At 56.6% G+C, this 20242-nt stretch carries 11 protein-coding genes; 2 read left to right on the top strand and 9 right to left on the bottom strand.

Going from position 1 to position 20242, the window contains the following annotated elements:
- Positions 1-221 precede the first annotated feature (221 nt).
- Positions 222-821 carry a hypothetical protein gene (locus PKO01S_RS14405; RefSeq protein WP_127532045.1) on the top strand — a complete coding sequence of 200 codons (600 nt, stop codon included), beginning with the start codon at positions 222-224 and terminating at the stop codon, positions 819-821.
- A 287-nt stretch (positions 822-1108) separates the two neighbouring features.
- Here the strand turns inward: PKO01S_RS14405 and PKO01S_RS14400 are convergent, their stop codons facing one another.
- The 5 genes from PKO01S_RS14400 to PKO01S_RS14365 all read right to left on the bottom strand — a co-directional run bounded on the left by PKO01S_RS14400 (position 1109) and on the right by PKO01S_RS14365 (position 13600).
- A complete protein-coding gene (locus tag PKO01S_RS14400; RefSeq protein ID WP_127532062.1) occupies positions 1109-2632 on the bottom strand; it encodes an S-layer homology domain-containing protein in 1524 nt (507 codons plus the stop codon).
- A 181-nt stretch (positions 2633-2813) separates the two neighbouring features.
- Positions 2814-3506 carry a response regulator transcription factor gene (locus tag PKO01S_RS14395; RefSeq protein ID WP_127532044.1) on the bottom strand — a complete coding sequence of 231 codons (693 nt, stop codon included), beginning with the start codon at positions 3504-3506 and terminating at the stop codon, positions 2814-2816.
- Entirely contained in the window at positions 3503-5020 is a 1518-nt protein-coding gene (locus PKO01S_RS14390; RefSeq protein WP_127532043.1) for a sensor histidine kinase, read from the bottom strand. Before PKO01S_RS14390 ends, PKO01S_RS14395 begins: the two co-directional genes overlap by 4 nt.
- Positions 5021-5177: 157 nt before the next feature.
- Complete coding sequence (locus PKO01S_RS14385) at positions 5178-7709, bottom strand: peptidase G2 autoproteolytic cleavage domain-containing protein (RefSeq protein ID WP_246070581.1); 2532 nt, start codon at positions 7707-7709, stop codon at positions 5178-5180.
- A gap of 254 nt (positions 7710-7963) precedes the next feature.
- Positions 7964-13600, bottom strand: coding sequence for an alpha-amylase family glycosyl hydrolase (locus PKO01S_RS14365; protein ID WP_246070580.1), 5637 nt, complete (start codon positions 13598-13600; stop codon positions 7964-7966).
- Between the two features lie 505 nt (positions 13601-14105).
- Between PKO01S_RS14365 and cls the strand changes: the two genes are divergently transcribed.
- Positions 14106-15566: a cardiolipin synthase gene (cls, locus tag PKO01S_RS14360; RefSeq protein WP_127532041.1), complete on the top strand. Its 1461-nt coding sequence runs from the start codon at positions 14106-14108 to the stop codon at positions 15564-15566.
- 66 nt (positions 15567-15632) lie between these two features.
- Here cls and PKO01S_RS14355 read toward each other — a convergent pair whose 3' ends face one another.
- The 4 genes from PKO01S_RS14355 to PKO01S_RS14340 all read right to left on the bottom strand — a co-directional run bounded on the left by PKO01S_RS14355 (position 15633) and on the right by PKO01S_RS14340 (position 19721).
- A complete protein-coding gene (locus tag PKO01S_RS14355; RefSeq protein ID WP_407669651.1) occupies positions 15633-16640 on the bottom strand; it encodes an inorganic phosphate transporter in 1008 nt (335 codons plus the stop codon).
- Positions 16641-16666: 26 nt separating this feature from the next.
- On the bottom strand, positions 16667-17281 hold the full coding sequence (locus PKO01S_RS14350) for a DUF47 domain-containing protein (RefSeq protein WP_127532040.1): 615 nt from the start codon (positions 17279-17281) through the stop codon (positions 16667-16669).
- Positions 17282-17572: 291 nt separating this feature from the next.
- On the bottom strand, positions 17573-18535 hold the full coding sequence (locus PKO01S_RS14345; protein ID WP_307719832.1) for a DUF3048 domain-containing protein: 963 nt from the start codon (positions 18533-18535) through the stop codon (positions 17573-17575).
- Positions 18536-18905: 370 nt separating this feature from the next.
- A complete protein-coding gene (locus PKO01S_RS14340; RefSeq protein ID WP_164779612.1) occupies positions 18906-19721 on the bottom strand; it encodes an alpha/beta hydrolase in 816 nt (271 codons plus the stop codon).
- Positions 19722-20242 lie beyond the last annotated feature (521 nt).

Genomic DNA, 20242 nt, shown 5'->3' with positions numbered 1-20242 from the left:
GGTATGAGAACTAATCTTCTCAATTGTAAAGCGTTCGTTACGTATAATCAAGCACTGCCGCATTCACGCTTTAACGGATGGAAGAGAGCTGCCTTACACGGCAATCGCCTCATTTTATTGGATAAAATCGTTCCAAAACCGGGCATTCGTCCAGTCCGTATGTTTGCCTATCCCATACACTAGAAGGAGAAATAGTCTACCGACAAAGGTTGTGATCTGGTGTGAACATGCGCAATGGCCCGAATAACGGCTATCCGCAACACCCTTACGTCCGGCAGCAAAATCAACCTTTTCCCGGCATAACCGATCCGTTCGGCTTCGCGGGCGGCTTTCAAGGCGGGGGCGCGCCAGGCGGCCCGGCACCCGGCCATAAAACGACCGGCGCAGGTTCGCCGAATGTGACGGAGACGTCGCTTGCCCTCCCGGCTTCAACCGCCGTCGCCGAGGTTGTAGATCCGCCGAAGGAAAAGAGCAGCGGCTTCTCGCTCGAGAAGCTTGCCGATCTCAAAGGGATGGTCGACCGGCTTGGCGGCATCGACGGCATTCTAAGCAACGTAACGAAGGTGCAGAAAATCGTCTCGAACGTCCAGCAGATGGCTCCGCTCATTAAAGTACTGATGGGTTCGTTCAAAAAAGAAAACAAAAACAGCAATGCATCCGATGGCGATGATGCCGATACGGTCATCCGTCCCCGCCGCCGCAAGCGGCGCAAATCGAAAGCCCGCCCCGGCACCGGCACCGGTACAGGTTCAGGTCCTGGTCCAGGTGCTGCCGCCAAAGGAAACAGCCAGCGCCGCCGCCCTCGCAAGCGGACTCGCTAGACGCGGGTCCGCCTGCTCGGCGTCCGGAACTGGCTGGCGTTCGTTTGACTCGGAACTCCGCTGCGCTAGCCGGCACAGCTCGATTGCAGCACGGAATGGCAGCCTAAGCACACAACGCCCGCTCGGATTGACAGCCGACTCATGACCGCGCAACGACGCCGGGAGGCGCCACGCGGAGCAATAAAAAGAGGCCCGGCATATCTGCCAGGCCTCTTGCTCGTTACCGCCGCCTCGTCATACGTCGCACCTAATGCTGCGTACCGGTTGTATCCGGCGGCGTATCTTCCTTATTTCGAAGCCAGTGTCACCTCGCCGGACGTTACCGCCCATGCGCCAACCGGCTTCACCGAATAAGCGACGCTGTCCTTCAGCTCCACCCCGTTCTGCAGGTCGAAAATGCCGGTCGCGCCTTGGCGCGTCTGCACGCGGTACTGCGCCGTCAGCTTCGAGCCGTCGCTGCCCTCCAGCGTCACCGAGCGGAACGCGAACAGCTCGTCCCCCGGATCCTGCGCCAGCGTTACGGTCAGCGTCTTCGCGTCCGTCTGCTTCGCAGATGCGATCGTCAGCGGAGCAATCTGCGAAGCAACGAACGAAGGCTGCTTAACCGTGAACCAATCCGCCGACACCGTATAACGGACGCCCTGCTGCAGCACCGTGCCTGCCGGTAACCGGAACTTCGGCTCCTGCTTGCCGTCCGTTGATTGCGTGTAACCCACATAGCTTACCCGGATCGGCTCGCCGCCCTCTGGCGTCAGCACAGCTGTCCGGTTGCGCAGCGAAGAAATGATTTGCAGCGGCTGTCCGTTATGGCGGTTGCCTTCCTCCAATACAATGGCATCCTTGCCGCGGCCCCCTGCATAAGCAGAAATGACATATCCATAATCGACAACACCGTCAGCCAGCAGCGCTTCCACTTCGAACGTATCGTTCGTAACTTGACGCGCGTCGTTGAACCGGATCAGCTCGCCGGTGCCTGTGAAGGTGACGACTTGCTCGCCTTTGTACGTCAGCTTGTACGCACGGCCCTCTTCCATCTTAGTCACCGGCACGATGTACTGGTTGACGGAGCCCGTCTTCAGCCGCGGCTGGTTGACGATTGTCAGGCCGCCGTCGAACTTGAACGTCTCGGCCGATTTCTCGATCGTCTCATCGCTCTGCGTCATCGGTCCGGTCATCGTCACTTCGAGCGCGATGCCGTCAATTGCGCGGACCGATACGATGCTCGCGTTCGCGGAGCGCACCGATTGCTCGGCCTTCACCAGCAGACGGGATGTCTCGCCGCGTGTCGCATTCGCCTTGCCGTCCGCTACGCTGGACAGCCAAGTGCTCAGCGACAAGTTGTCCCGCTGCAGCGCCTTCGCGGCCATCGCGGCCAGTTCGCCTTCGGTCACCGGCTCATTCGGTCGGAATTTGCCGTCTTTTATCTCGAACAACCCGTTCGACAGCGCCGTGTTCACATACGGCACATACCATTTGCCATTGTGCTCGGCGGCGTCAAGCCCCGCTGTGCTGCCCGCTTGGCCCGCAGGCTTCAGTCCGAGCGCCAACACGAGAAGCTTCGCTGCTTCCGCCCGCGTCACCGGCTGGTTCGGACGGAGCGAGCCGTTCTCATATCCGCTTAGAACTCCCTGATCGGCCAGTTGCTTCATCGCCTCGCGCACCGCTGTATCCATCGCTTCCGCAGATGCTTGCTTCGTTGGTGCCGCTGCCTGTGCGGCCGAAGCGTAACCTGGTACAACCGCTGCCGCGCCGATTGCGGCTGCGAGCATCCATACCGCCAGTTTGCGCGGTTCCTTCATTCCTTTCATCATCACGTTCCATTCCTCCCAGTCGCTTATGATTAGCGCATTGCGCTTAAGATTCGCTTGCTTGAATCCATCATAACGGCGAGGATTGAACAAGGATGAAACGCCCGATTAACTTTTTATAAACAAGAGGGCAACATTTTCGAAAAAAAAATCATCGAATGCGGTCTGGACGACCGGCTGAAGCTTATACCGTAAACCGGTAACCCGCGCCCCATACCGTCTCGATAAACTGCGGATTGGACGGGACGGCCTCGATCTTCTCCCGCACCCTGCGGATATGGACGGCCACCGTTGCGATATCGCCCGCCGAGTCGAGACCCCACAGCCGCTCGAACAGCTCTTCCTTGCTGAACACCCGGTTCGGATGGGCCGCCATAAAAGCAAGCACATCGAATTCCCGTGCCGGCAGCAGCACCTCTTCGCCCCGCACATAGACGCGCCGCGACGTTCGATCGATGACGAGCTCGCGAACTTTAATCTGATCCTGCCCCGTCTGGACGGCGCGGCTCGTGAACCGCTCGTAACGGCCAAGATGCGCTTTCGCCCGGGCAATCAGCTCGCTTGGGCTGAACGGCTTCGTAATATAATCGTCGGCGCCGAGGCCGAAGCCTCGTATTTTATCAATCTCTTCATCCCGAGCGGATACGATCAGAATCGGGACGTCCAGCTTGTCCCGAATGGCGCGGCATACGTCCAAGCCGTCGAAGCCCGGCAAGTTCAAGTCGAGCAGAATCAAGTCATATCCGCCGGACAACGCTTGCTGCAGCCCTTCCGCCCCGTCATGCACAAGATCGGCCGCAAACCCGTGCAGTTCGAAATAGTCCCGCTCCAGCTCCGCGATCGGCTTCTCGTCCTCGATAATTAAAATCCGTTTCATGCTTCGTCCCCCGCTTTGTTGTCCTGTCCTTCATTCTCACTTCTGTAAAGCGGCAGCCGAATTCGAATCGTCGTTCCGGCACCGGCCTCGCTCGCCGCCGTTATCGTACCGCCGTGGCCCTCCACAATTTGCTTGGCGATCGCCAGCCCCAGCCCGCTGCCGCCTGCTTGCGTATTGCGCGCATGGTCTCCCCGGTAGAACCGCTCGAACACATGCGGCAGCGCTTCGGTCCGGATGCCGGTCCCGTTGTCCTCGATCTCGAGAATAGCTGTATCAGCAGCAGCATCGTCTATCCCAACCCGCAGCGTAATCCGCTTCTCGTCCTTATCCATAAACTTCGCGCTGTTCTGGACCAAATTGCCGATGACTCGCTTCATTTTGGCCCGGTCCGCCAAGATCACCGCTCCGTGCTGCGAGATGTTCGCTTCGAGCTCAAGCTTCACCTCAATGCCCTGTTCGCCCAGCTCGAACCCGGTCTCTTCCCCCGCATCCCTTGCGAACAAAACAAGATCGATCCGCTCGAAGGAATACGGCTCCCGCTTCAAGTCCAGCTTCGAATAGAGCAGAAGCTCATCGACGAGCCGTCCCATATCCGTTATTTTGTCGTGAATGATTCCTACATACTTGTCCAGCTTATCCGGCGTGTTCGCCAAGCCGTCCCGAATGCCTTCCGTGTAGCCCTTGATCGTGGCGATCGGCGTCTTCAAGTCGTGCGAAATGTTCGAGATCAGCTGCTTCCGGTTGTCCTCGTATTGAAGCTGAAGCTGGATCGATTCATTCAGTCTGCGCCTCATCTCCTCGAACGTCATACTCAGCTGTCCGATCTCGTCCCGCGCCTGCGGAATGAGCTCGAACTGCAGATCCCCTTCCTTGATTTGCTCAGCCGAACGCCGGAGCGTATCGAGCGGACGAACGATCGAGCGCGTGACATAGCGGTACAGCAGCAGCCCCGTCAACAGCATAACCGCCAGCAGCACGAGAATAAGAATCGGCAGCAGCTTCTGGACGACTTCCGCCCAAGGGCTCCGCTCGCGCATGACATACAGGCTGCCTTGCTGCCCGTCCGGAAACGGAAAGTCGAATTTCGCATAAGAGAAAAACCGGCTTCCAACGTTTAGCGTACTGCGGATCGCATTATTCGCGGCATCGTATGGAGGAAGCGCGCTTCCCATCTCCGGCTCCGCCAGCGACGGCGATGCATACGTCATTGTATCGTCCCGCCGGACGAACAGGCCGGCTTGTACCATTTTGAGCTTCAGATCATAGGAGGCCAGCAGTGCCGGATCGTTTAACTGCGCCGGATCCTGCTTGGCCAAATATTTGAGATCAAGAAATATCGATTCTTCTTCATCCGTCAACGGATGAAGCGAGTAATGAATATGGTAAAAGCTGCTCATGCTTCGAACGTCGCCCGTAATGGCAACCGAGCTTAGAAATGCCGTCAGGACGAACAACACGACGGCAACAGCCAGCAATGCCGTGAACGAGAGCAGCAGCCGGATTCGGATCGACATCACGTCCTCCCCTTTCTTCCGGTTAGTATAACGCAATGCTGCTCGGGTGCAAAAGAAAAATCGCGGGCTGGCGCGTACTCGTTGCTTGAACGCTTGAACAAACAGATAGGGCAGCTGTCAGATGCCGCTGCCCTGCCCGGTGCATCACGCCGATATCTTACTTCAGCAATATCCTTACGAGCGATTCGTTAATACGCTTCATGACGCGGTAACCGGAAGCTGCCGCCGTCGCCCGGCCTTCGTCGTCCGGCTGGCAGAATCCGTTCGCTTCGCATGTGCCGTCATCATGCACGATGAGCTTGCCGAGCAGACCGACCGCCACCCATTCCGGACGCTCCCGCCGCGGAACGTACTCTCTGTCCGGATCGTATTCCGGATTCAGAATCCGCTCGCCGTTCTGATCCTTCAGCACCCTTCCGAACTCGTCGGTCAGAAACAAATTGTGCCACCGGAGATCGCAGGCATCGCCGACCACCGCCGGCGTCGCGCTTGTGATGCCGAGCACATAAGCGTCATTCGAGTTCGCGCGGCGAATGCGCTCGCCTTCCAGCGTCACGAAATACCCGGCTTCAATCGGAGAACCATCCGCCGTCTCGAACATTTCCGCATAATCGGCCGCCGCCGGAGCAATTACAGCACCATCAAGGAACAGATTACCCCCTGGTCCGTCCAGAATGACGGAGTTGAGCGTTGGACCGACAGCCGCTCCGTTAGCAACATGGAACGAATTCGCGAACCGTGCGGTGCCGTTCTCGCCCATAATATAGGCGCCCGTCAATCCGCCCGTATTCGTGTTGTTGCCGCCGGCGAACGAGTTAGCCGCGTCAGCCACGGTGGCATTGCCGAATGTGACGGCATTCTCCCCGCTCGCCGTCGTGCCGTTGCCGGTGGCAAACGAACGTACGCCAGAGGCTATCGAGAAAGCGCCGAATGCAGTCGATTCCGTATTCGTCGCTTGCGTATTGAAGCCTTGAGCGTGAGAGTTCGAAGCCGAGGCAATCGACCCGGTCCCTTCCGCATGCGCCTGGTCGCCGTTCGCCTGCGTTCCTAATCCTTCGGAGTGGGAACGGAATCCGCGCGCGAACGTTCCCTCACCTTCCGCATGGGAGAAGTCGGCAACCGCTTGGCTGTTCAACCCCTCGCCGTGCGAGCCTCTGCCGAGCGCCTGCGCACCTTGCCCTTCGGCATGCGCGCTCGGTCCGCTCGCCACCGTCCCTTGGCCCTCCGCGTGAGCCGAATCGTTGGTCGCCTGCGTGAAGGAGCCTTCGGCATGCGAATCGTTGCCCGTCGCCTGCGTATTGAAACCCTCCGCATGCGCTTGATCGCCGCTTGCGACCGTTCCTCCCCCCTCCGCATGCGCATTCGTACCGCCCGCGGTCGTGCCGCCGCCTTCCGCGTGCGAAGACGAGCCGTTCGCCTGCGTGAAAGCGCCCTCGGCATGCGCATTGTCAAGAGTGGCCCGCGTATTAAAGCCCTCCGCGTGCGAAGACGAACCGCTTGCCGTCGTGCTGGCCCCCTCGGCATGCGAATTATTGCCGCTCGCCGTCGTATTGCCGCCTTCCGCATGCGCATTGTCGGCGCTTGCCGTCGTGCCGCCGCCCTCGGCATGCGCATTGCTTCCGCTTGCGTTCGTGCCGGCGCCCTCCGCATGCGATGCCGAACCGCCCGCCGTCGTGCCGGCGCCTTCCGCGTGCGAGTTGTCGCCGCTTGCCGTCGTACCCGCGCCCTCCGCATGCGAGTCATTGCCTCCGGCCGTCGTGCCCGAGCCTTCTGCATGCGAGTTCTCGCCGTTCGCGTTCGTCCCGTTGCCTTCGGCGTGCGAGCTCAACCCGTTCGCATTCGTCGAAGTGCCTTCCGCATGCGACGATACCCCTTGCGCGACCGTCCCGTCGCCCTCGGCGTGACTGTTCGCGCCGTTCGCCATCGTCGCGTTGCCCTCCGCATGCGCGAACTCCGCGTTCGCCTGCGTCATGCCGCCTTCGGAATGGGCGCCATGCCCGTTGGCGACGGTCGCTTCGCCTTCGGCGTGCGAAGCCGCTGCAATAGCCGTCGTCAGCGTGTCCCGGCCTTCTGCGAACGAACACGGCCCAAGCGCCACCGCGTTGCACCCGACGACGACCGGCGGTCCCTGCGGTCCCGGAGGGCCTTGCGGTCCTGGCGGTCCTTGCGGACCGGCCATACCTTGAGTAATGATCAGATTCAACGTGTTATCGATATCTTGAATGATGACGAGTATTTGATTCAATATGGTCTGCCCGATCTCCAGCCGGACGGCGACGGACTGCACATGTATGAAATAAAGTTTGAGTGTAATGGCTATGGCCGTATTAATAATTTGCGGTTCCATAAACTGTCTGACCAAGAGGAACTGCACCGCCAATCGGATGCCCTCTTCTGATGCATTCGGACACAGCTTCCTCAGCAGCCGGTTCAACCGGACCAATGCAATGCGAAGCCGATCGGCCTCTGACTTGTTATCTTCCAACAACACACGTGTAATAAGAGCATTCTCTAATTTCAAAAGCCGGATCAGTCTGACAATCTGTCCTGGCCTGATTGGTATTTCAATGCACGTTCTCGCGCGAATCGGCTGTTTGCAGCAGCATTTGCGGCGGGAGAACTTGCGGCACAGTTTCTTCTTCTTGTGCTTAGACCTGCAGCTATGCTTCTTATGGTCCGAAGAGCCCATCGATCCTCGTCACCTCCCTACCATCTCTGCCATCTTATGAGGACTGAAGCGGATAGTCTGTTTCCATGCCTACCTGTCACAAAATGTGCCTTTGTCCCCTTACACTTCCCGTGCCGGGCCCCGCAAGGACAGGTCAGCGGCAAGCGTCCATGCGAGCCTTAGCGTTCAAGCACAAAAAAGCCGTTCCAGCATCCGCGGTATGCGGATCGGAACGGCTCCCTGATCACTCTATTCTGTTTCTCTGCGAAATGCTGCTATTGCAGTACGTCAGCCATTCGCAACAGCCGTGCCAACACGACAGCCGCTTCGGCCCGCGTGGCGCTGCTCTCCGCATGGAACCGGTGCGAAGCGTCGCCTTGCATCAAGCCCTCTCCGACGACGAACCGGACCGCCTCATCTGCCCATGCGGCGATGCCCGCGCGGTCTGTCAATCCATCCAGCACTTGCGCGCCATTGCTGCCGTCTTCCTTGCTTGCGAACCCAGCGATAGCCGCCGCTCTAGCCATCATGACGGCAATCTGCTGCCGCGTAATTCGCTCGTTCGGAGCGAATCGGTCTGTTGATAAGCCGGTTACGAGTCCAAGAGCATAAGCAGCATTCACGTCCTCTGCGTACCATGCGCCGGCCGGGACGTCCTTGAACGCCGCCTCCGCAGTGCCTCCTGCCGCCATTGCCGAAGCAAGCGCCTCGGCCCCTGCCGCATTCAGCTTCACCGCGCGAACAAGGAGCGCTGCAAATTCCGCCCGCGTAACCGTTCCTTGCGGATCGAACCAACCGTTTGGACGGCCTTTTACGATGCCAAGGGCAGACAGCCGCTCGATCTCATCTTTGGCCCAGTGATGCTGCAAATCCGGGAACGTAACCGCTGGCTCTGCACTGTCGCCGGAATTGCCGTCCGTCCCTGTTCCTGCACCTGTTCCTGTACCTATTCCGGATTCAGTTCCGGTTCCGGAGCCGCTGCCATTGCCGCTGCCCGCTCCTGCACCGCTTCCGTTACCGCCCGAGTCTCCGCCGGTCGATCCTCCCGAACCGCCGCTCGTGCGGGTAATCGTCATCGTAATCGTCTTCGTCGCTTGGTTTGCGCGTCCTTTGTCCGCATACCATGACTGCGCAAGCGTCTCAGCCGTAGGCTCAATATGCAGAACGAATGTGTTGACGCCTGCCGCTAGCGGCATTGCATCCAGATTCACGTTGCCGTATGCATCCATTGCGCCAGCTGCAAGCGGCTGGCCATTGATCGTGAATGCTGCGCCATAAGGCACGAACGCCTTCAGCTTCACGCTTGCTTCATCGGTCGTGAACGCGATATCCTCGCCGAACGATTGGCGCGGCATCGTAATGATCATCGGCATATCGACCCAACGCAGCACATAATCGTCGACGATCATTTGGTTGCTGCCCTGGTTCTGGATCGTCAGCCGCATGTTCGTATCGGTCGAGCTGTACGCCCAATTGCCGTAATCGGTCGTGTCATTTGCGCTGCGCGTATGGCTCGTGAACGCTTCCGTGTCCCAAGAACCGCGCGTATATTTGTACTGAATGCTCTTGCCTGCCATCATTTTGAACTTGTATTCCACGACCTCGCGCGTCGTAGCGCCGCTCGGCACATTCAGCTTGCCGCCGCTTGCATTCCAGCCGTTCAGATCGCCCGCAATGAATATATCGCTCGTCGTCGGCGTGTACGTTGGAATATGAAGCCGCAGCGTCACATCGACCATGACGAGCTTCGGCGTTACGGCTTGCATGCCGGATTGCGCACGATTGTATGCAGCATCATAGGAAGTAACGTAATACACATAGTTTTTGTCGTTGCTCACCGCAAAGTCGGTGAACGTTACCGCGTCCGCCGCAAGGCTTGCAATCCGCTTGAACGCAGAATCGCCCGGCGATTGGCGGAACACTTCATGCCCAGCCGGCGCTTCTCCGCCCGCCGGCTGCGTCCAGTTCAGCTGTACGCGGTTCGATTCCACCGTAATCGGCTGCAGCACCGGCGCCTCCGGCGCAGCCGTATCCGTCGTATCCGCCAACGCCTCCAGCGTAACGGACGGCGATACGGAGAACGATTCGCCGTTATTCGTCGATACCTTCGCGAAATAAGCATAGGTGCCCGGTTCCGTCGGTTCGAACGACGCCCAATATACTTTCTCTCCGCCTGCCGTATCCGATGCGTAACGCAGCTTGGTCTCCTGCGCCGTCGATGGGCCTTGTGCGAGATTGTAGTAGACGAGCTTCGCTTCCAGCCCTTTCGCTTCCTTGCCCGCGAGCGCCGGATCATCCGTCAATCCGTACACCGCCACCGACACCGAGACGGGTTCCGTCATCTTGCCCGTGCCGATCGTCAGGTTCGGCGCTTGCGCTGTAATCGCAACGCCGTTCACCGCGAACGCCGGCAGAGCTGATACCATCGCGCTCATCGCGCTTTCGGCTGTTCCTTGAGCAGCCGTTACGGCATAATAATACTTCGTGCCGTTCGTGACAGCCGTATCCGTGTAACCCCCTTGCGCGCCAGTCGCCGGCACCGAGCCAAGCAGTGTCAGGTCGCCGCCTTCAATCGCCGCACGGTAGACGTTGTAGCGGTCTGCGCCGGCCGCTTCGTCCCACGCCAGCTTGACGGAGCCGTTGCCGCCTGCTGCGGACAGCGCTTGCACGTCGGCAACCGATGACAGCTGCTGGTCGGACAGCATCATGTAACCTGTCAGCGCGGGTATCGTCAGCACGATTTTACCGCTTGCAACCGCCGCTTGCGCGCCGCTTCCGAGTGCATCCGTGAACGTAAGCCCCTCCGGCAGATAACCCGCCGTATTCGCCTCGATCGTTACCGCCGTCTCGCCCCGGTTAATCATAACCAGACCTGCTACCTTGCTATTCTTGCGGGCATAAGCGATGACATCGCCCTGCGCATAGACAGTCTTCAGATCGCCCGTGCTGAACACAGCATGCCCGTGGCGAACGGCTGCCGCCTTCTGGTACATCGACAGCAGCGACCCGTAAGTGCCTTGGCCTGCGAATGCGCCCCCGCTCTCCTGTACGCGTTCCCACGGGAACGTTTTGCGCGAATCCGGGTCCTTCGTGCCCGTCAGTCCGACTTCGTCGCCATAGTAGATCGTCGGTGCACCCGGATAACCGAGCTGGAACAGCGCCGTCAGCGCTTGGCGCTTCATAGCCAGATCTCCTGCTTCGCCCGCTATCGCCAGATGCTCTTCCTCCCAGTCCGGATGCTCCAACTTCGTAATGTTGCGTGTCGTGTCATGGGAGTCGACCAGGTTTAGCATCGACTGCCATGCTTCCTTCGGGTAGTCTTCGCGGATCGATTCGAGCGCTTCGTTCATCGCGGCTGCATCGCCGCTGATCATGAACGATTGCAGAGCGCCGCGGAATCGATAGTTCATGACGGAGTCGAATTGGTCGCCCAGCAGGAATTTCGTCGCTACGCCCCACTCCTCGCCGAGAATGAACGGTTCGTCGATTGCCGCTCCGTTCGTGTTCGTCCGTCCTTCAACCGATTTGACCGCATCGCGAAATTTCTCCCATGTGCCCGCTGATACGTCTGGGGCAACGTCGAGGCGCCAACCGCTTGCGCCCAACCACGCCCAGCGCTGCGATACCGTATTCTGCATCGCGGAATCGGCTTCGCCGGCTGTTTTGCCTGTCAGGTCGTGGCCGATAACCTCTTCGCGGTAATTCACATTGTTCCACTCATGCTGGCCGGACAGCGAATCCGTGTCGCCCGGCTGCGGTTCTACCGCATCCATAACCGGCAGCGAATCGTACCCCCACCATGCATCATATTTGTACCGGTAATTGCCGTTCGGATCTTTCTCGTTCGTCTTCTCGTTCAGAACCGTGAACCATGTCGTATACGTAAAATCGTCCGGATAAGCGTAATGAACACCTGTCAGCGGATTGATCTGCGACGTGAACGACGCGATCACCTGCTGCTCGGCATCCGGCTGCGATATACCTGCGTTCACTTTGTCCCATACCTTCGCCCAATACTCGTAAGCGCCGATCTCCGGATATTTCTCATACCGGTCAAAATAGATCGAGTCATCGCCGACATGGTTGAACACACCGTCCATAATAAGCCGGATGTCCTTCGCCATAGCCTGCTTCGCGAATTCGCTGAACACGCGGTCGGATGCGACTCGCGTCTTCTCGTAATCGAGTCCCGACAACGGATCGCCTGGCGTATTGTACACCGGCTCGCCAAACATCGGATCCAGATGCTTATAATCGGTAGCGTCGTACTTGTGGTTTGAAGCTGCCCAGGCAACCGGGTTCAAATAAATGGCCGTGATGCCGATCGACTTCAAGTAGTCCAGCTTCTTGCCGATCCCTTCGATATCGCCGCCGTAGAATTCGTTCGACCATACGCCGTCCGACTTCGCATTCGGATAATACGGCTTGTTCTCGGCGCTAATGCGGTCCGGATTCTCCGGTGCATCCGACCAGTTGCCCCATACTTGATCCGGCGTCGGATCATTCGGCACGCCGCCGTCGAAATACTGGCTCTTCGTCGCCGTAATGACCGGCTCGCCTGTGCCGCCGTCGTTGCGGACGCCGCGAACGCCGTCAACCGCTTTCGCGCGGTTGTTCGATGAGTCGCCATCGAAGAAACGGTCGACGAACAACTGGTACACGACCGCATCCTTGATCCAATCCGGCGTAGAGAATCCCGCTTTGTATACGGTCAAATCATAAGGCAGCGCGCCTTCTGCCGCCGCTGCGCCCTTGCCGCCGCGCGTGCCGTCGTCGCCGTATTCCACCTTCGTACTGCCGTCGATCAGTATAAATTTATAGGACCAAACGCCGTAAGGAGCAAGCTCGCTCTTCGGAATGACGGCTTCGAAGTAATCTTTGCCGCCGGCCGTCGTCGCTTTCGCCATGTCATAAGTGCGGGCGAGACCTGAGCCGTCTGTCAGCTCGGCACGCGCCATCTCTACGTCGCCCGCTTCCGCTGCAATGCGAAGCGTCAAATCCTGCTTGCCTTCCTCAATCGCGCCGAACGGCTTCTTGTAAGTAACCGATCGGCTGTCGAACACGATAGCATCCTTATTGATCTGGCCGTCGAACTCCTGGTCCTTCGGCTTGTAGTCGTGCGTCAGCTTCGCCGCAGCGCCTGATCCAAGATCAAGCGCGAATGTGACGTTCGTTGGATCGAGCACGTTCAGCGCAAGATTCGAACCATTCAGCCCGTTAGCGCCGTAATTGACCGTCCAGTCGCCCCCCATCGCCACCTTCGCTTCGTACTTGCCGGCAGGCATCGTGCGCTGCAGCAAGAAGAGGGTGCCGTCGAAGTTGTAGTCGACGAACATCTGCTTTGCTTCCGCAGGGTTCCAAGCCGGCTCGCCGAACGCCGTCTGGATGTCGCCTACGAGCCGCGGCCAGCTGCTAACCGGTACGGCCGGTACATACTGTGCCAAATTTTCAACGCCCGGAACGCTAATGCGCGCCTGTCCGAGCTCTTCATTAATATAGAATCGAACGTCGGTCTTCGCCGTTCCGCCGAGCGTCATGGAGAAGTTGTTGCCCGCGTTGCTGAAGCCGTCCCACGTTCCGTTCTTCGTCAGTTTAAACTCATAAGTGCCCGGATCCAGCGGAAGAACAAGCGTGTAGAACCCTCCTGCCAAATGTTTGAACTGGAATGCCGCATCGGCATTGTTCCATCCGTTGAAGCTTCCTGCCGCATACCATCTGGTCGTCCCGCCAGGCTGGCTGTCCGATCCGTAGTCCGGGTACTCGATGCTTCCTCCCGCACTCCCGTCGGAGCCTGCGCCCGCTGCATATGCCCTTCCCGTTAAGTTGCCGGAGAGCGCTGTCCCTATTCCGATCTGCATGACCAGCACAAGGCACAAAAACAACCTGTACGTTTGAATCGTATGATGCCGCATACACTACTCCTCCTTCTGACTTTCAAATGATCGAGCCTAACGTCCGAATATCCGCCCCCCGCCACCGATATCGATACCGTACGACCACTATCCTTGCTTCAACTGTATTCATGGTCCATTAGACTGGACAACCCCAATATGTGCAATCGTTTGCACAAATAAGAAAAAACAAGCTGCCGTATTCCAATCAGCCCCACTCTCCACTAGCAGCGAATAAGCCCTTAAAATACGACAATGTTTGATAAAACATAGAAAAAAACGAGTCCATCATTCTGGCAGACAATGTTTACTGGCGTGGAAAATAAAACGACGGTGGGGAGAATTTGTGGTAACGTTTGCATCATCCGGTGGAATTGATCATATCACCCGCCTGTAAGCGTTGTCAACCGGATTTTACCACCCGTTTCCGGAGGAGCCGTGTATCATTCTTGACGCTATTACCGAAAATAGGTAAGATGCAAGATGCAACGTTTTATCTATCATCGCATCTTAGGAGTGTCCACCGATGACTTCCGCAGAACTGATTTTACTGCTGCTTCTCCTGCTGCTTCCGGTCAATATATTGCTCGCCTGCGTCGTCGTCTTCATGGAACGGCGCAACGTCGAAGCCACCTGGTCTTGGCTGATGGTGCTGCTGTTCGTACCGGTGCTTGGCTTCGCGCTCTATATGTTTCTCGGGCAAAATTTGCGCAGAAGAAAGCTGTACCGTCTTGACCGGCGGTTCCGGGAACAACTGAATGCCGCCATTACGGAACAAGCGCGCATGCTCGCCGAAGGCTGGCCCGCCGACGAAGACGGAGCCATCGATCCTTACCGGAAGTTGATCGACTTGAATGCGACCCGCTCGCTGCTGACCCTGCACAACGAAGTCGATTTCTTCACGAACGGTCTGGCGAAGTTCGAGCGGCTATTAGCCGACATAGCCGCCGCGCAGCACCATATTCATATGCAATATTACATCTTCAACAATGACGAGTGGGGGCGGCGTATCCGCGATGCCCTCATCGCGAAGGCGAAGGAAGGGGTCCATGTCCGGCTGCTCTATGACGACATCGGTTCCAATCAGCTTAGCGACAGCTTCTTCACCGACTATGACGCTTCAGGCGCGCAGCGGGCAGTGTTCTTTCCTTCCCGCATCCGTTATTTGAATTACCGGATCAATTACCGTAATCACCGCAAAATCGTCGTCATCGACAGCCGGATCAGCTACACGGGCGGCTTCAACGTCGGCAACGAATATGTCGGGCTTAACCCCCGCTTCGGCCATTGGCGCGACACGCATATGCGCATTACGGGCGAGTCCGTCCGCACGCTGCAATCGTTGTTTCTAATGGACTGGAGCTTAGCGAAGCATCGGGTCGTCCAGCTCCGGCCGGAATTTTTCCTGCCTTCGGCAGAAGAGCATGAGCCGAAGAAGAAGCTGGCGATGCAATTCGTTGCGAGCGGTCCGAGCGATCAATGGCGCCATATCGAGAATGCGCTGCTGCACATGATCTATACGGCGAAGAAGACCATACTCGTGCAGACGCCATATTTTATACCCGATGAAAGCTTGTTGAACGCCCTTCGCGTTGCTTCATTGTCAGGCGTCGACGTCCGCATTATGATTCCGAATCTGGCGGATCACATGTTCGTTCATTGGGCGACACGCTACTATGTCGGCGAGTTGCTCCAAGCGGGCGTGAAATGCTACCTCTATAATGACGGTTTCCTCCATGCCAAAATGATGGTCATCGACGGATCGGTCGCCACCGTCGGAACCGCCAACTTCGATATTCGCAGCCTGCAGCTGAACTTCGAGGTGAACGCCGTCTTCTACGACCGGTCGACAGCTGGGCGGCTCGAAGAGATCTACTGGGCCGACGTCGAGAAGAGCATCCCGTTTACGCTGACCGACTACAACAACCGTTCTGCCTGGAGCAAGTTCAACGAATCGCTGTCCAAGCTGCTGTCTCCGATTCTATAAGCTCCTTTCCGTGCAATACAAAAAACCGCGCTCGTCCCCTTCCGGACGAAACGCGGTTTATTTGTTTTATAGGAAAATCGCCTTGATGATCTGGAAGATGAGCGCTGCGACCAACGATGAGATCGGGATCGTAATGATCCAGGACATAATGATCTTGCCGGCTACGCCCCACTTGACGCTGGAGAAGCGCTTCGCACTGCCCACGCCGAGAATTGAAGACGTAATGACATGCGTTGAGCTGACTGGGAAGTGCTGCATCGTCGCCGTCATAATGACCGCATACGACGTCACGTCCGCTGCGAAACCGTTGATCGGCTCGATTTTGAAGATCTTTGTGCCCATCGTCTTGATGATCTTATATCCGCCGATTGAAGTACCGAGCGCCATCGCGAGCGCCGCCGAAATTTTAACCCAGAGCGGCACGTCGTCCGTCTCCTGCACCTTCGCCGCCATCAGTGCGAATACGATAATGCCCATCGCCTTCTGCGCGTCGTTCGTGCCGTGCGCGAACGATTGAAGCATGGCCGTCGCAATTTGTCCGGTGCGGAATCCTTTGTTCAGCTTGTGCGGACTGAAGTTCGCGAATACTTTCTTCAGAATCCACATGACGATGAAGCCAATCGTGAACGCGATAAGCGGCGAGAAAATAAGCGCCTTAACGATGTCCTTAAAGCCGCTCGCATTGATGCCGTCCCAGCCTTCTGCCGAAATAACCGCACCCGCTAGCGAGCCGATCAAAGCATGGGAGGAGGACGACGGAATGCCGAACCACCACGTAATCAAGTTCCACGCGATAGCGGCGATCAACGCCGCTATCACGACCTCAACCCCATGCTCGATCTTAAGCGGATCCGCTACCTTGCCGCCGATGGTCTTCGCTACGCCGGTAAACAGTATCGCGCCGACGAAGTTCATAGCCGATGCCAGAAGAATCGCGACACGCGGCTTGAGCGCTCTCGTCGATACCGTTGTTGCGATGGCGTTGGCCGTATCGTGGAAACCGTTAATGAAATCGAACGCTAGCGCAAGAAAAACAACAAGACTAAGTATTAAATAAGTCTGATCTATATGCATGAGAATATCGCCCTGCCCCTCGTGAATTAGCTGTTACGCATAATAATGGACTCGAGGGTGTTGGCGACGTCCTCGCAGTAATCGGTCGTTTGTTCCAGCCGCTCGTAAATTTCCTTCTTCTTGATCAGCTCGATTGGATCCTTCACTTTGCTGAACAAGTTCGTAATGCCTACGCGCAGCAGATCATCCGCTTGATTCTCCAGCTCGTTGATGGCGATGTTCGGCTCGCGAATCGCCAGCAGCTTCTTCTCGGTCAACAGATAGATGGCTTTCTTGATCTGATGCGAGCAACGCACGAGATTGTCGGCGAACAACGCTATGTACTCATCGTGCTCCATAATATGATACATTTCAAAACGGGATGCGCACGCCTCAACGCCGTCAAGCACGTCGTCCAGCGACTTCGTCAGTGCCATGATGTCTTCGCGTTCGATCGGCGTGATGAACGTTTTGTTCAGCTCCGTCAAGATCGTATGCGTGTAATGGTCGCACTGCGATTCGTATTCTTTCATCTGCTTCGCGAATGCACTAACATCTTTGAGCTTCACGACGTTTGCACTGAAATATTCGATCGCTACAACAAGTGTATCCGCCATTTCTTCCAATGTTTTGAAAAAGATATCTTTTTTCTTAAATAACATGCACTTTTAGTCCCCTTCGCCCGATTCAGAAGTTTCTGTAAATATGAGCCGTTCATTATCTTATCACGCTTGAAAGGCAATGTTAAGTTTTCGTAAACGATTTAACACAGCGTTAACAATTTTCCTTGCTTGGACGACTTCATTTTACAGCTTTCCCAGAATCGAATAGATTCACCCATACTTCAAGTGATCTTCAAAGGTTGGCTTATTAGGAACAATATGGTAGAAGGTGTGTCCTGGAATAAACGGAAGCTCCTTGCCGTCCTTCACAAGACGAATCGTGTCGGTGCCTTATCTCGTCCATTCGCAGACAACAGCTTGTCCATTCTGGAACAGCACCGCCTTGCCGCCTGAAGACAGGTCGACCTTCATCCGGCCATAGTCGTCATATGTCTGCTGATTGGCGCCGAGCACAACGACATTGGAGGCCGACAGCTGCTCTTTATTGTTCAGATCGATATGCGGTTCACCGTTAATGGAGCGCAGGTACACATTTTTGGCCGCATCGTAGCTGTAATTGACTTTGTAATCGTCCATTAGAAACTTGATGTCGATGGTGTTCGCCAGCCCGTCGTAGGTGCCCGCTCCTTCTTGCGAGAAGGTGAATGACGGAATCGGAACATCGGCTGAATATTTCTTGTGCTCTGCGCCGTCGCGCATTTTGCCTAGATCGGAGTACAGATTGTGCGGCGCCTTGCGCGTTTTGTCCCGCCAGTAGTATGCGCCTGCGTTCGTAATTTCGTCCATATAGTCTTTGCCGCCGTGATGCTGGAGAATGTCGTAAGCATCGTTGCTCGCTCCCGCATGCACGAGCACGGCATGATAGGAATCGCCGATATCGATGAGATAAGGCCGGATGCTGCGGATCGGTCCGATCGGATCGGTCGATTCCGAGCTTTGGAATATGGCGACGAGTCGCGTAATGCCGCCTTCGGCGAGCACTTCCCACACGACATCGGCTTGCGTCAAGCCTGATTGAGGTCTTGCTGCCTTATAGTTGTTAACCATGACAGCAATCGGCCGGCGTGTCGCTTCCTGCTCGATCGGAAGTCCGGTAAGCGGTGTCGTAAATGCGGCTGGGACAGGCGTCTGTTCAGCCGTGGCAGTCTCCGTTGTATTCGGCTGCGTCTCGACGGGAGCAGACGTCTGCTGCGGCTCTTCCTTCTTGCCGCCGGAGCTGCACGCGGTCACCGTTAGCGCTGCGGCAAGAATGACAACCGCCAGATGATGCACGCGTTTCGAGCGTTTAACCATGTTCGTATTCCACCTTTGTCGATTGTAGTAGACAGCATTCACGTTGCTTGTTCCTTTGTATGGCGGGACGACTTCAACCAACCATAAATCTTTACATTTCCATTTAACCACATTAGAGGGTAAGTTGTCTTGCGGCGCGAGGCGCGTGCGTAATTGGAGCTGCGAGCGCACCTGCATGCGCGGCTGCAGCGAGTCAGCATCACTTTTTGTGTCACACCAGACCGGTTATCTCGACCATCGGCGTTCTTGCATCACTTTTTAAGTCACAACCATTCATCGCTTTTTGTGTGCAACAAAAAACCTCGAATTCCACTCCAAGTGGAATCCGAGGTTTTCGAGATCCAATAAAGGTCCAATAATCTCCCGCTGCTCAAATGCTCCAGTGATGCCATTCCTCATGGCGGCGGTCCAGACCGGCCAGCCAGTTTCTCGTTACGCTGATCGCTTCCTCTTGATGCTTCCGGTTCGAATACGTATGGTCCGCTTGAAAAATAATTTCTTTATCGCAAATGCCGTCGCTCCGAGTCCAGAACACTTTCTGGTACAAAAAGCTGTAGTCAGCCGGAATGACGTCGTCGCTCGTACCGTGAACGAGCAGAACGTCGCCGCCGAAGCGCGGCGCCTCTTGGAACGGTTGATGCTCCTGCAGCGAGTCGAAAAACACCGGCTTCAGCGAATAGCCTGCGTGGTCGGTGCTGCCCGTCTGGATCGCCTCGTCGTAGTTCGACCGGCCGACGATTCGGACGATGTCCGAGAACGGATGCGCAACCGAAGACCAGAGCACCAGCCGCTTTACCCGCCGGTCCCGAACAGCCGTAAGCAATGCCGTGGCTCCACCGAGCGAATGACCGAGCAGTACGATTCGATGCGGATCGACCGAGTCCATGGACGAGATGTAATCGAGTGCGGTACGCGTCTGCGCAATCATCGATTCGAGACCAAGATCGCCATAATCGCCGTCGCTTTCGCCGCAGCCGCCATAATCGAATCGAAGCACATAAGAGCCTGCCGCTGCAAGTGCGCGGGCTGTCTTAACGAACAACCGGTCAACGCCGACGCGGCTGCCGATAAAGCCGTGGCAAATAATAACCGCCTGACGCTTGCCTTCATTTCCGTCTCCCGTCGGATAGTGAAGGGTTGCCGTCAAATTCAAATGTTCATGCTTCAAAGTCAGCTGTTTTTCCATCATCATCCCGCCTTTTCTCTTGGTCGCTTTAGACCCGCAATCCGCAATATCATATTCTCCCGAATTCGCCTGAAGGCATTCAATCGAGTGAAGGTATGTCGTATCATTTATTAATACTTATTATTCCTACCAACTTAGTATGATTTATTGAATCAAGAATACCATCCTCTCCCTTAGATTGTCAACGGGTAAAAGCATAACCATTCCAATGGCATGGATAGCTTTGTGCGGACGGCTCATACTAACGGTACATCAATTGCAGAAGCGGAGAGGAGATGCCGGCATGCCTCTATGGATCGAATGGCTGACCGATCATTGGATTGGCACGATATTAGTGCTTGGAGTAATCGCTGCCGTCATATATGTTATGACCAATCGAAACTCCTTGTTTTATAAGGAATAACCAGACGGTATCCGAACAGAACATTCCTGATTCCTGATTCCAAACCCTGCCCTGCTCATGGGGAAAAAGCCTGCAGCCTACAGGCAGCGTCGTTTCGCCACTTCGCGAAACACCGCAA

It is taken from the genome of Paenibacillus kobensis NBRC 15729 (assembly GCF_004000825.1).
GTDB classification, from domain to species: domain Bacteria; phylum Bacillota; class Bacilli; order Paenibacillales; family Paenibacillaceae; genus Paenibacillus_T; species Paenibacillus_T kobensis.
Note: the sequence above shows the minus strand (reverse complement) of the source record. Positions and strands in the feature narration are given on the sequence as shown.

What these genes read in the sequence shown, in the direction of transcription:
- PKO01S_RS14340 (WP_164779612.1), bottom strand. Translation starts at nt 19,721, where the DNA reads ATGGAAAAACAGCTGACTTTGAAGCATGAACATTTGAATTTGACGGCA.
- cls (WP_127532041.1), top strand. Translation starts at nt 14,106, where the DNA reads ATGACTTCCGCAGAACTGATTTTACTGCTGCTTCTCCTGCTGCTTCCG.
- PKO01S_RS14385 (WP_246070581.1), bottom strand. Translation starts at nt 7,709, where the DNA reads ATGGGCTCTTCGGACCATAAGAAGCATAGCTGCAGGTCTAAGCACAAG.
- PKO01S_RS14365 (WP_246070580.1), bottom strand. Translation starts at nt 13,600, where the DNA reads ATGCGGCATCATACGATTCAAACGTACAGGTTGTTTTTGTGCCTTGTG.
- PKO01S_RS14400 (WP_127532062.1), bottom strand. Translation starts at nt 2,632, where the DNA reads ATGATGAAAGGAATGAAGGAACCGCGCAAACTGGCGGTATGGATGCTC.
- PKO01S_RS14355 (WP_407669651.1), bottom strand. Translation starts at nt 16,640, where the DNA reads ATGCATATAGATCAGACTTATTTAATACTTAGTCTTGTTGTTTTTCTT.
- PKO01S_RS14345 (WP_307719832.1), bottom strand. Translation starts at nt 18,535, where the DNA reads ATGGTTAAACGCTCGAAACGCGTGCATCATCTGGCGGTTGTCATTCTT.
- PKO01S_RS14350 (WP_127532040.1), bottom strand. Translation starts at nt 17,281, where the DNA reads ATGTTATTTAAGAAAAAAGATATCTTTTTCAAAACATTGGAAGAAATG.
- PKO01S_RS14390 (WP_127532043.1), bottom strand. Translation starts at nt 5,020, where the DNA reads ATGTCGATCCGAATCCGGCTGCTGCTCTCGTTCACGGCATTGCTGGCT.
- PKO01S_RS14395 (WP_127532044.1), bottom strand. Translation starts at nt 3,506, where the DNA reads ATGAAACGGATTTTAATTATCGAGGACGAGAAGCCGATCGCGGAGCTG.